We start from the raw sequence: 13,475 nt of genomic DNA, 5'->3' as shown, positions 1-13,475 counted from the left end.
ATGTTCGGAAAAAAGAAAGAAGCAGAATCAGATTACAAGTTAAACAGAATTTCAAAGCCCACTAATTTTATATTTAATATTATTTTTGTCATTGGAGCAGCAGTTGCTATTATCCCCTTTTTATTCGTGATTATGATATCAGTATCTTCAAAGCAATCCATTGCCGCATGGGGTTATAGGTTCATTCCAAAGGAGTTCTCCCTGGATGCATATATGTTCCTGTGGAATGAAAAGGATACCATATTCAATGCGTTCGGTATTTCATTGCTGGTTACCATATTAGGTACCATAATCGGTCTGATACTGACCTCCTCCATGGGATATGTCCTATCCAGAGCTGAGTATAAGCTGAAAGGTTTTCTTACTTGGGTAGTCTTTATTCCTATGATTTTTGGTGGCGGTATGGTGGCATCCTATGTAGTGAATCTGAATCTGCTTCATTTAAAGGATTCCATCTGGGCCTTGATACTTCCGCTGGCGGTTTCCTCCTACAATGTTGTCATATGTAAGACTTTCTTCAAAACAAGCATTCCGGATTCCATTGTAGAGGCTGCGAAAATTGACGGTGCCAATCAGCTGAGTATATACACTAGAGTAATCCTACCTATCTCAAAGCCGCTGCTGGCGACAATTGGTCTGTTTTTGAGTTTTGGATATTGGAATGACTGGTTCCAGTCCTCCCTCTACATAAACAAAAGCAATTTAATGTCATTGCAGGCTATTTTAAATAATATTCAAAAAAATGTTGAATTTCTTGCCACCAACCCTTCAGCAGGACTGTCGATTCAGGAATATAAGAATCTGATGCCTACAGAATCCGCCAGAATGGCGATCGCAGTACTAATTGTTGTTCCCATAGCCTGTGCTTATCCATTTTTTCAGAGGTATTTTGTATCAGGTTTAACCATTGGTTCCGTAAAGGGTTGAGGGAACGGATAAATACAAAATTGCTAATAAGAAATTCATCCATTACAGTGATTTATTAAAAGTATCATACTTTAATAAATAAATATCAAACAAATAGGAGGTATTTTATGAAAAGAAAGATTGCTTTGTTATTATCTTTCGTGCTGATCCTTAGTACAATCTTTGCAGGATGCTCTAAGAATACAAAGGATAACACGAACACCGGCAGCCAGGGAACAAACAATGGAGCTGCAACGACAACACCGGCAGATAATGCATCCAAGGATGAGGTAGTAACCCTGAAGTGGCTTGCCGTTGGCAGTGGCATGCCTGATAATTATGATGCGTGGTTAGCGCAGATAAATCCATATCTTGAAGAAAAAATTGGGGTTAATATCGATATGGAAGTTGTATCTTGGGGTGACTGGGGGAACAGAAGAAATATTCTTGTTAACTCTGGTGAATATTTTGATATTCTCTTTACAGATGGCAGCAATTTTGCCAGCGACGTTGCTTTAGGTGCATATTATGATATCAAGGATATTGTAAAAACAAGTTCACCAGAGCTTTACAGCTATATTCCGGAAGATTACTGGAGTGCAGTATCCATTAACGGTAATGTTTATGGTGTTCCGACTTATAAGGATTCCTCCATGTCCAATTATATTGTGTGGGATAAGGCAATGGCTGATAAATACAGCATAGACTACAAGAATATCCATACACTTGATGCTCTTACCGAACCTTTAAAGAAAATCACTGAAGGTGAAGGTGTTGCAGCTTTCCCGATGGACCAGAATGGACTTAGTATGATTATGAGCTTATATGATTCCATGGGTCTTGGAATTCCTGCAGTGGGTGTGAAATTTGATGATGAGAGCCGTACTGTAGTAAACGTTTTAGAGCAGCCAGATGTTATGTCTCAGCTGAAAATCTTAAATGAGTGGTATAAAGCAGGAATTATCAATCCTGATGCACCTTCTACTTCTGAAACACCTACATACAAAGCAGTAAGTGTTGCTCAGGGATGGCCTTCCGCAGCAAAAACTACCTGGGGTCCTAATATGGGCGTAGAAGCAGAAGCTATTCAGATAAATGATACGATCGTTTCTAATGAAACAGTACGTGGTTCCGTGAATGCAATCTATTCCGGTTCAAAATATCCTGAGAAGTGCCTGGAGTTCTTACAGCTTGTTAATCTGGACACAAAGGTTCGAGATGCCTTTTATTTTGGTGTTGAAGGTGAGAACTTCAAATACACAGATGACGGCAAGATTGAAAGACTTAACACTGACTGGAAAATGGCTGGTTATACCCAGGGTACTTTCTTTACTGTATCACAGCTGACAACAGATGAATTCAACCAGTGGGATGAAGTAAAAGCATTAAATGAAAATGCAAAACCTTCTGTACTTTTAGGATTTAATGTTGATTATTCCAAAATCCAGAATGAACTTGCTAACTGCAGAGAAGTTTATAACAAGTATAAGAGCGAATTATTAACAGGTGCAACAAATCCGGAAGAGACAGTTGCTAAGATTACAAAGGAATTAAAAGCCGGCGGTCTTGATACTATTCTTACGGAAGTACAGAATCAGATTAATGCTTATTATAAATAGTTAGTTTTTTGGCAAGGGGACGGCAAACTGCAGAAAACAGATAGAACGCATGCTTCGATTACAAGGCATAAGAAGTCCTGATTCTCTGGAATTTTTGTGCTGGACATCGTATCAAACAGATAACTCGCTACGCATGAGTACACTATGTGTACTCAAACAATCTGTATGATTCTATAGCACAAAATTTCCAGAGAAAAGGACTGCTAATGCCTCTCCATAGGCAGCATTCGTTCTTTCTGTTTTCTGCAATTGCCTGTACTTGAAGAGATATTAATGCTTTGGATACTTAGAGCAATTAGTATTAAATTTATGGGAATTTATACAGTAGAAGTTAATCAGTAAGTAAGGATAATTACATGTGATTTAAATAATTAATAAATAATGAAAATCAATAACCAGTCAAATAGATAAAGTTGATAAATAAAAAGAAATTAATAATGATAAAGTAAGTCAATCAATGTCCAAAATATTAAACGAGCTGTTACAAAATGCAGGCAGAAAGTTCGCGTAGAAGTTTTGCAATAGCTCGTTTAATGTATTGTTAAGAGAAATACAACCCTTAAAATTGGAAATAAATTGGACTATCTGCTTTTATAAATAAGCCAATTTTATGATAAATCAAAGAGAGAATGCCAGGCAGCAGCAGTGCATTGACGAATAATATAATGGAGGATAAAAGATGAGTAAAATTATTGGAGGGTCTTATAATAATCTTCCGTGGCAGGATAAACCGGAAGGATACATTAATCCGGTCTGGCGTTATGATGCAAACCCTATTATAGGAAGAGATGCAATACCCACCTCAAACAGTATTTTTAACAGTGCGGTAGTGCCTTATAAAGATGGGTTTGCTGGAATATTTCGCTGTGACAGCAAGGCTGTGACCATGGATATCTATGCAGGGTTCAGTAAAGACGGCATCAGCTGGGACATACAGCCGGAACCCATTGAATTTACAGGCGAAGATGAGGAGATTACGGAAAAAGTTTACCGTTATGACCCAAGAGTTTGTTACATAGAGGATCGTTATTATATAACCTGGTGCAACGGTTACCATGGCCCCACCATAGGGGTCGCATATACCTTTGATTTTAAAAACTTTGTTCAGCTGGAAAATGCATTTTTGCCTTTTAATAGAAACGGTGTTTTATTTCCTAAGAAGATAGGTGATAAATATGCTATGCTCAGCCGTCCCAGTGACAATGGGCATACACCCTTTGGTGATATTTATTACAGTCAGAGCAAGGATCTGGAATATTGGGGACATCACCGTTATGTGATGGGGACCTGTGATTTTGAGGAGTCCGGCTGGCAGTCCACCAAGATTGGGGCAGGTGCTACCCCCATAGAAACAGACGAAGGCTGGCTTCTTATTTATCATGGGGTTCTGGCAACCTGTAATGGTTTTGTATATCGTATAGGCTGCGCATTGCTGGATCTTAATCAACCCTGGAAAGTTAAGAAAAGAACCATGAATTATGTCCTTGCTCCCGATGAGTTATATGAAAGAAGTGGTGATGTACCCAATGTGGTATTTCCCTGTGCTGCTTTGACGGACGCAGATACCGGAAGAATTGCGATCTATTATGGTTGTGCAGATACGGTAGTAGGTTTGGCATTTACGACTGTGGATGAATTGATGGCTGCGATGGAAGTAGTATAAGTTTATTCAGCTTTCCGGTTGCATGTTGGCTTTAAGATATAAACATTTGAAAAGAGGAAGGGATAAAAACCTACTTCTTCTTATAGAAATCCTGTATAATAAAACAGGGATAGGAAAGAAGATTTATTAACCGGGGTATAGAAAAAAGCTAGTGAGAGCAATGATTCAACGGTACCCTGAGTAGAAAGAGGTGTCTATGGTATTTCTGGATAAGAGAGTTCGTGTAATATGTGATGAATTAAAAAGGCTTTCAATTGTACAAAAAGTTACCGTTGATAACTGGAAATTTAAAAAAGGCAATTATGTATTTCCAGAGGATGCGGATAAAGCGGAAGCTCTATGGGAACAATTCGACTGCAAAACCATGCACTGGTATGGGCCTGATGTACATTACTGGTTTCGCAGTGAATTTACGGTTCCTTCTTCCATGGAGGGCAAAGCGGTATGGATGAATGTAAGAACTCAGATCGATGAATGGGATGATGGAAAAAATCCGCAATTCCTGCTATTTGTTGATGGTGTGGCAACTCAGGGGATAGATATGAATCACCGAAGAGTCCTTTTAACAAAAGCAGCGGTGTCCGGTCAGACCTATCACTTGGATTTGCAGTCTTATACAGGAACACTTCACAGCGAATTCAATCTGATAGTTGAAATGCTGGAGATTGATCCTAAAATCGAAAAACTTTATTATGACATAGAAGTACCTTTAAGTGCTTTTTCCCGAATGGAGAAAGACGATAAGGTTAGGAAAGACATTGAAGCAGTTCTAAATAACTGTGTCAATTATCTGGACCTTAGGATTCCTTATACGAAGGAATTTTATGAGTCTTTAGAAGCAGCTGATACCTATCTTGCGAAAGCTCTCTATGAGGACATGGCAGGTTTTGAAGATGTGATAGCAACCTGTATCGGGCATACTCATATTGATGTTGCCTGGTGGTGGACGGTTGAACAGACCAGAGAAAAGGTTGGAAGAAGCTTTGCTACTGTGCTTAAGCTGATGGAGGAGTATCCGAATTATAAATTCATGTCAAGCCAGCCCCAGCTATACTATTTTCTCAAGGAAAGGTACCCGGAGCTTTATGAGAGACTGAAGGAGCGGGTAAAAGAAGGTAGATGGGAACCGGAAGGCGGTATGTGGGTTGAAGCTGACTGCAATCTTACTTCCGGAGAATCCTTAGTGCGTCAGTTTATGCATGGTAAGAAATTCTTTAAAGAGGAATTTGGTGTTGACAACAGAATACTCTGGCTGCCTGACGTATTCGGCTATTCCGGAGCGCTTCCCCAGATAATGAAGAAGTCTGGTATTGATTACTTTATGACCACCAAGCTGGCCTGGAATCAATTTAACAAGATACCCAATGATACTTTGAACTGGAAAGGTATTGACGGAACTAAAATTTTTACACATTTTATATCTACCCTTGGAGTAGGGCAGAGCACCAATGAATTCTTTACCACCTATAACGGTATGCTTCACCCCGATGCTATTATGGGCGGTTGGACCCGTTATCAGAACAAGGATATTAACAATGATATTCTGATATCTTATGGATATGGTGATGGCGGAGGCGGTCCTACCAGGGAAATGTTAGAGACCTCACTTCGTATGGAAAAAGGGGTAAGAGGTATACCCAAAGTACGTCAGGAGTTCTCCCGAACCTATTTTGATGAGTTATACGACAGAGTAAAGGATAACAAAAGGCTGGCAGAATGGGAGGGAGAATTCTATTTCGAATATCATAGAGGAACCTATACTTCCATGGCAAGGAACAAACGCTCTAATCGTAAGAGCGAGCTGATGTTAATGGATTTGGAACTGCTCTCTGTTATGGCATTAGAAGAGAATATTCCATATCCGGCAGAAGAAATTGATGCAATGTGGAAGAAAGTGCTGCTGAATCAGTTCCATGATATACTGCCCGGTTCCAGTATCAAAGAGGTATATGAAGTTACGAAACAGGAATATGCTGAGATAGCAGATACAGCCGGTGCTATTATTCGAAACTCCCTGGAGACCTTAACGGGTGCAGGAGATGGCGTAACCATTTACAATACTCTGGGCTTTGTTAGGGATGATATTGTAAATCTTGGAACGATTGATGGAAAAGCTCTTAAGGATGAAGCTGGTAATATTTATCCGGTTCAAAAAATCGGTGATAGTGCAGTTGCTTATCTCAAAGGATTACCTGCTAAAGGCAGTAAGACTTTTGAAGTAATAAACGAGAAAGAAAGCAAAGCATCCTTTAAGCTGGCGGGTAATTGCCTTGAAACACCTTTCTATACCATTGAACTGGATGAATATGGATTATTTACCTCAATCTATGATAAAGACAATGACAGAGAGGTATTACAGAAAGGTCAGCAGGCAAATCTGTTCCGTATCTACGAAGATAAGCCTATTTATTATGACAACTGGGATATTGATATCTTCTATACAGAAAAATTCTGGGATGTCACCGGAATAACCCGCCTGGAATGGACGGAGATCGGCGAAGTTCGTGTAACCTTGGAAATTGACAGAAAGATCAGCAATTCAGTCATAAAGCAGAAAATATATTTCTATGCGGACAGCAGAAGGATTGATTTCAATACCTACGTAGACTGGAAAGAGCATCAGCATCTTCTGAAAGTACATTTCCCTGTAAATATCCACTCTGATGAAGCTTCTTTTGATATTCAGTTTGGTAATCTTACGAGAAAAGTACACAGCAACACCAGCTGGGATATGGCTAGATTCGAAAGCTGCGGACATAAGTGGATCGATCTGTCAGAAGGTCATTATGGTGTCAGTCTGCTCAATGACTGCAAATATGGACATTCGGTAAAAGACGGTAATATGGCAGTTACGCTGATCAAATCCGGTATTGAACCAAATCCCACAACAGACCAGGAAGAGCATTACTTTACCTATGCAATCTATCCCCATGCAAAGAGCTGGAGAGAGGCAGGCACGGTAAGAGAAGCCAGCAACCTAAACCAGCCGGCTTATGCGGTGAAAGGTGGAATTCCCGGTAATTCTAACTCGTTCGCCTCCATTGATAAAGCAAATGTTATGCTTGAGACTGTAAAACAGGCTGAAGCAGGAGACGGCATAGTGCTGCGTATCTATGAATTTGAAAATGCACTGACAAAAGCAAAAGCAACTCTTGAAAGAGCAGCAGACATTGTATCGGTAGAAGAATGCAATCTGCTGGAGGAAGTAATTGCAGCAGTGCCCAGAACAGAAGAGGGTTTTGCTTTTGAAATAAAGCCATATGAGATTAAGACCTACAAAATCAAATTCAAATAAATGTAAATTTGTGTTTCCTTAATACCCAAAATATTGCATAATAAACGGAAGGAAAGAAGAAGCTGCCCCGCTTCTTCTTTCTGCAACATATAAATAGAAGGATAAGGACCTAAACCGCATCCGGAGAGGATGCTCCCTTTTAGGTAATTGATATTTCGTAAGGAGTGGCAGGTCAGTGCAGTCTGATTGACAGAAAACACTGTCCAGTGTGTAGCGGAGAACTTATTTGTAACAAGAAAGGTGGGTGTTTATGAATATTATACCAAGACCCCAGGTGGTCGTAACGGGAAATGAGTATTTTGTTTTATCCTATCAGGTAAGAATTATTGTTGATGCTGCCTGTGGCAGCGAAGTATATTCACATGCAAAGCTTCTGGGGAAGGATATACAGTTAAAGCTTGGCTATAACCTGTCCATAACGAAAGGAGAGGCTGATACCAGCTGTATCTATCTGACCCAGGCTAAAGCTATGAAATCAGAAGAGTACAAGTTGACCATTGATGTTAAGGGGATACGAATAGAGGGAGGAAGTAGTGCTGGAATCCTTTATGGAATACAGAGCTTAAGACAGGTCATTGCCATGGAAGGAGCGGTTCTGCCATACTTGTGCGTTGAAGATTACCCAGACATACCCAACAGAGGTTATTATTTTGACGTAACAAGAGGAAGAATCCCGACGCTTTCCTATCTAAAGAAGCTGGTAGAAAAACTCAGCTATTATAAGATAAATCAACTACAGCTCTATGTGGAACATAGTTTTTTGTTTAAGGATTTAAGCGAGGTGTGGAGGGATGATACTCCTCTTACCGGGGAGGATATTCTGGAGCTGGATGCCTATTGCAAGCAATATCATGTGGAGCTGATTCCATCCTTATCAAGCTTTGGGCATTTATATAAACTGCTGAGTACTAAAACCTATGCCTCTCTTTGTGAACTTGAAGATTCTGATAAACAACCCTTTTCTTTTGATGACAGGATGGACCACCATACGGTGGATGTAACGAATGCAGGCAGTCTTTCGTTGATAAAGCAGCTTATTGAGGAGTACCTTCCTTTATTTTCTTCCAGATATTTTAATATCTGTGCGGATGAGACCTTTGATTTAGGCAAAGGAAGATCAAAAAAACAAGCTGACCAGACAGGTGTAAACAGTATGTATATCAAGTATGTCAGGGAGTTGTGCGAATACCTTGTAGATAAAGGGAAAACACCTATGTTCTGGGGAGATATTGTCAAAGGTTTTCCGGAGGCAATAAAAGAGCTGCCAGAGGAAACAATCTGCCTTAACTGGGGATATTCCAGGTGTGAAGGAGAAGAGTCAGCCAAAGTACTTGCAAAAGCAGGAGCTGTTCAGTATCTGTGCCCGGGAGTTGCAGGCTGGAATCAGTTTATTAATTTCATTGATGCTTCCTATGAGAATATCAGCAGAATGTGTTCTTATGCACATAAATATCAAGCAATCGGTGTCTTAAATACGGACTGGGGTGATTTTGGGCATATTAATCATCCTGAATTCAGTATAACAGGTATTATATTTGGAGCAGCATTCTCCTGGAACCATCGGATTTTGGACAAAGATGACATGAAAGCACAGATATCCCGTCTTGAGTTTGAAGACAGCTCTCTTTCCTTTGTTCATAATGTGGCAATGCTTTCAGAAAATAGTGTGTTTGACTGGCTGTATGCTGTGCGTTACATGGAAATGGACAGTAAGGGAAAAAGTGAAGAAGAGAAGAAGCATTTACTGACTTCAGTTAATTTTGACGAAGTGAAGGCAGCCAACGATACCATCAATCAAGGTATCCTTCAGCTGTACAGAAATCTGAAACACCTTGATACCTCAAAAAGAGATCAGGTAAAACCTTATATTGTTGCGGCAGAAGGTATGGTACTGTTCAATACCATTGGCGCTACTCTCTGTAAAGAACTATACGGTACGGACAATGAAGCGGCTGTTGCTGCAAAGAATTTGGCGGAGCAATTGGAGCATTGGTTCTATGCTTATAAGGAAGTATGGAGAACGGTAAGCCGTGAGTCAGAATTATTCCGTATACAAAATGTAATCCTTTGGTATGCCGATAAGCTGAGAGAAAGTGAAATATGATAAAAAGATGCAATATGCAATGGGGGAAAACATGAAATATTTATATCAGGACAACAGCCTTTCTTCAAAAGAACGTGCGAAAGATTTGTTGTCTCATATGACAGTTCGGGAAAAGGCAGGTCAGCTTAACCAGCATTTATATGGATTTCAGGTGTATGAACGCAAGGGTGCTGAGGTTGAATTAAACAAAGAACTCATAGAGGAGGTAGAGTACTATGGAGGACTTGGCGTACTCTATGGACTTTACCGGGCAGATCCCTGGTCAGGCAAAACCTATGAGAACGGCTTAACCGGCGTTCTGGCCCCCAAGGCCTATAATAAGATACAAAAATTTGTACTGGAACACTCAAGACTTGGTATACCGATGCTGTTAAGTACAGAATGCCCTCACGGACATCAGGCTCTTGACGGATATCTTCTGCCGGTTAACTTAAATGCAGGAGCAACCTTTCACCCGGAGCTGCTAAGGAAGGCATATGAGGTATGCGGCAGCCAGTTAAAGGATCTGGGAGTCCACCTGGCGCTAATTTCTGTACTGGATGTATTAAGAGATCCCAGATGGGGAAGAAGTGAAGAGTGTTACAGCGAAGATCCGTATCTTTCCGGTGAGCTTGCAAAAGCCGCCGTTACAGGAATTCAGGGTAAAGGTGTGACCGCTGTGGCAAAACATTTCTGTGCCCAGGGGGAAGGGACAGGAGGTATCAATGCCAGTGCAGCCCGGATAGGAGAAAGAGAATTAAGAGAAATCCATCTTCCTTCTGCAAAAGCCTGCTGTCAGGCAGGGGTACAGGGAATCATGGCAGCATATAATGAAATCGATGGTATACCTTGTCACAGCAACAAAAAGCTGTTGACAGGAATATTGCGTGGTGAGATGGGGTTTAAAGGCGTGGTCATGGCAGACGGACTGGCCATTGATCGATTGGATGGCATGACGGGGAATAACGCAAAATCAGCAGCCATGGCACTAAAGGCAGGAGTCGATATCAGCTTGTGGGATAAAGGTTTTACAAGGCTGGAAGAGGCATATGAAAATGGCTTTGTGACAATGGAGGAACTTGACAGAGCGGTCTATCGGGTACTGAAACTTAAATTCGAATTAGGACTCTTTGAAAATCCATACATTAAAGAGCAGGACATATCAAAAGTATATTCATACCAGAACCATCCGGAAGCACTTCAATTGGCAAGAGAATCTGTGTGCCTGCTAAAGAATGAGAACGATATTCTTCCGCTTGATAGAAAGAAAATAAGCTCTATTGCAGTAATCGGACCCAATGCAGATGAGCTTTATCATCAGTTGGGGGATTACACACCTTCTGTTCGAGAGGAAGAAGGAATTACTGTATTAAAAGGCATCAAGGATTTCCTGAAGGACTGCGGAGAGAATACAGTTGTTAGATACTCAAAAGGCTGTGGTTTGATCAGGAATGAGGAAAACTATATAGAAGAAGCAGTTCAGTTAGCAAAAGCTTGCGACTATACAATTCTTGTATTGGGTGGTTCCTCCAGCAGGTTTTCCAAGGTTGAATTTGATGCAAACGGTGCAGCAAAGTTAAGTGAAAGCCTGGATATGGACTGTGGAGAAGGAATTGATACAGCAGTTCTTAGCCTGCCCGGTCTGCAGGTCAGGCTGACTGAAGCAATAGCACAAACAGGAAAACCTGTTATTTCTGTCCTGATCCAAGGTCGTCCTTATGCAGTAACGGAGGTTGACCGGCATTCCAAGGCACTGCTATGTGCCTTTTATCCGGGAATGACAGGAGGTCAGGCAATAGCTGAGGTAATTTTTGGAGAGACCTGTCCATCCGGTCATCTTCCGGTATCTTTGCCAGGACATGTGGGACAGCTGCCGGTCTATTATAATTACAAAGACTCCTATAATGCCATGAGCTATTCAAATATGCCGGATAAAGCACTTTATTCTTTTGGTTATGGTTTATCTTATACAACCTTTCGTTACAGTGACATAAAACTTAAGTATCAGTTTACAGCCGCCTGTAATGGAGCAGACAGCTGTTTTAAGGATGAGCAGCAAATATACTCAGAAAGTATAGGACTGACCTTTGACGATATGAAGAAAGGCTTCATAGAATTGGAAATTAATATAACAAATGATGGTAATTACGACGGTTATGCGTTGATCATGCTTTTTATAAAAGATCTGAAGTCCAGTATCATAAGACGGGTAATTGAACTGAAGGACTTTACAAAGGTCTTTATTAAAAAGGGAGAATCAGCGAGAGCTGTATTGCACCTGGATGAAGAAAAACTCTCAATCTGGAATGAACTTATGGAATTTACAATGGAGGCAGGGGACACTCAGCTGATGTTATCGGATGGATGTCAGACTTTCTGGCAAGGGAAGGTTATCATATCAGAATAGCAGAACCGATATAAATCTCTCAGATGGATTATCGATATAGGATATATTAATTTTCTATTGATAATGTTGAGGCTGCTTTCAAAGAAATAAAGCATAATACAGTATGGCTTTCTGTAGGAATCCCGGAAAGCCATACTGTTTCTTTTAGCATTACCTGGTATAGCATGTTACAGATGAAATGTACCGGTCTAAGGTAAGAGTTAATTGGCACCTGTGTATTTTGTCATTTGGTTTGTGTTTGGTCTGATATGAATGTTGTCTTAGGTATGTGTAATGATACCTGGAAAGAGCATGGAGCATTATAATTGGGTTGAAAGCTGGCAGAAATAAAGAAAATAGTAATTGAAAAGGCCTGTATGTTTCCTGTAGAATAACTATCATAACAACAAAAGGAAGGTATATTATGGGAAAACTGATCTATGAGAAAGAGGAGATACTTGGTGCAATTGATAAAATAGTTGAGCGAACCAAACGAATGGACATGTCCTGGGACTGGCCTTGTGGAGTGGCTTACTACGGGTTGGCTACAGCCTATGAAACCACAGGAAAGAAAGAGTACATAGAATTTTTGAAGGAACGAGTGGATGAATTAATAGACATTGGTCTTCCCTCCTGGACCGTTAATACCTGTGCTATGGGGCATTGTCTTATTACCCTATATCAGGAATACGGCGAAGAGAAATATAAGGAGCTTATTAAGTCAAAGGTTGCGTATTTAAGCCACAAAGCCCTGCGGTTTGGCGATAAGGTACTTCAGCATACGGTATCCAGCAAAAATGATTTTCCAGAGCAATGCTGGGCGGATACTTTATTTATGGCGGCTTATTTCTTGTTAAGAGTAGGCATAATGGAAAAGGACGAAGCATTGATAGAGGATGCCTTGAATCAATATTACTGGCATATTCAATACCTGCAGGATGAGAACAGCGGATTGTGGTATCATGGGTATAACAATATACAGAAAGATCATATGTCAGGTTTTTATTGGGGAAGAGCCAACTGCTGGGCAGCTTATACCATGAGCCGGGTAGGAAAAATTCTGCCGGAATGTTACCTGTATCCCAAATATCTTGAGATAGTTGGAAGCCTTAATGAGCAATTATCTGCTCTTAAGCTGCTCCAGACAGAACAGGGACTCTGGAGAACCATTCTAAACGATGAAGATACCTATGAAGAATTATCTGCCTCTGCGGGTATAGCTGCGGCTATGATCTGGAAAGGCAATCCTCTTCATATCAAACATATTCAAAGAGCCTTACAGGGCGTACTTAAGAATATCGCCCCTGATGGCAGGTTGATGAATGTATCCGGCGGAACCGCGGTTATGAAGGATAGAGAAGGGTATCAGAATATCTCGGTAAAATGGATTCAGGGCTGGGGACAGGGTCTGGGACTGGCATTTTTAAGTGCTGTTCTTATGTCTGACAGTATTTTAGGAGATGGAGCGCTTTAACTAATCCTGCTTAAGTATTTGCTGATTTCCTGGAAGCGGTATTTAGATA

Annotated in this window: 7 protein-coding genes; all 7 read left to right on the top strand. The window is 40.6% G+C overall.

Annotated features, from left to right (window positions below; translation table 11 throughout):
* The 7 genes from R2R35_RS04695 (at window position 1) to R2R35_RS04665 (ending at window position 13,426) form a co-directional block, all read left to right on the top strand.
* Complete coding sequence (locus R2R35_RS04695; RefSeq protein ID WP_317733340.1) at window positions 1-927, top strand: carbohydrate ABC transporter permease; 927 nt, start codon at window positions 1-3, stop codon at window positions 925-927.
* 107 nt (window positions 928-1,034) lie between these two features.
* Window positions 1,035-2,525: an ABC transporter substrate-binding protein gene (locus R2R35_RS04690; protein ID WP_317733339.1), complete on the top strand. Its 1,491-nt coding sequence runs from the start codon at window positions 1,035-1,037 to the stop codon at window positions 2,523-2,525.
* A 679-nt stretch (window positions 2,526-3,204) separates the two neighbouring features.
* Window positions 3,205-4,188, top strand: coding sequence for a glycoside hydrolase family 130 protein (locus R2R35_RS04685; RefSeq protein WP_317733338.1), 984 nt, complete (start codon window positions 3,205-3,207; stop codon window positions 4,186-4,188).
* Window positions 4,189-4,384: 196 nt separating this feature from the next.
* Entirely contained in the window at window positions 4,385-7,483 is a 3,099-nt protein-coding gene (locus R2R35_RS04680; RefSeq protein WP_317733337.1) for an alpha-mannosidase, read from the top strand.
* Window positions 7,484-7,733: 250 nt separating this feature from the next.
* Entirely contained in the window at window positions 7,734-9,587 is a 1,854-nt protein-coding gene (locus R2R35_RS04675) for a beta-N-acetylhexosaminidase (RefSeq protein ID WP_317733336.1), read from the top strand.
* 31 nt (window positions 9,588-9,618) lie between these two features.
* Window positions 9,619-11,973 (top strand): glycoside hydrolase family 3 N-terminal domain-containing protein, encoded by a 2,355-nt coding sequence (locus tag R2R35_RS04670; protein WP_317733335.1) that lies wholly within the window; start codon window positions 9,619-9,621, stop codon window positions 11,971-11,973.
* 403 nt (window positions 11,974-12,376) lie between these two features.
* Window positions 12,377-13,426: a glycoside hydrolase family 88/105 protein gene (locus R2R35_RS04665; protein ID WP_317733334.1), complete on the top strand. Its 1,050-nt coding sequence runs from the start codon at window positions 12,377-12,379 to the stop codon at window positions 13,424-13,426.
* Window positions 13,427-13,475: the final 49 nt, after the last annotated feature.

The organism is Anaerocolumna sp. AGMB13020 (assembly GCF_033100115.1).
Classification (GTDB): domain Bacteria; phylum Bacillota; class Clostridia; order Lachnospirales; family Lachnospiraceae; genus Anaerocolumna.
The sequence above is the reverse complement of the archived record's forward strand: the minus strand, read 5'-3'. Positions and strand labels throughout refer to the sequence as shown.

Bases quoted from the DNA above. Each gene is read 5' to 3' on its own strand.
- R2R35_RS04695 (WP_317733340.1), top strand. From the start codon at position 1: ATGTTCGGAAAAAAGAAAGAAGCAGAATCAGATTACAAGTTAAACAGA.
- R2R35_RS04690 (WP_317733339.1), top strand. From the start codon at position 1,035: ATGAAAAGAAAGATTGCTTTGTTATTATCTTTCGTGCTGATCCTTAGT.
- R2R35_RS04685 (WP_317733338.1), top strand. From the start codon at position 3,205: ATGAGTAAAATTATTGGAGGGTCTTATAATAATCTTCCGTGGCAGGAT.
- R2R35_RS04680 (WP_317733337.1), top strand. From the start codon at position 4,385: ATGGTATTTCTGGATAAGAGAGTTCGTGTAATATGTGATGAATTAAAA.
- R2R35_RS04675 (WP_317733336.1), top strand. From the start codon at position 7,734: ATGAATATTATACCAAGACCCCAGGTGGTCGTAACGGGAAATGAGTAT.
- R2R35_RS04670 (WP_317733335.1), top strand. From the start codon at position 9,619: ATGAAATATTTATATCAGGACAACAGCCTTTCTTCAAAAGAACGTGCG.
- R2R35_RS04665 (WP_317733334.1), top strand. From the start codon at position 12,377: ATGGGAAAACTGATCTATGAGAAAGAGGAGATACTTGGTGCAATTGAT.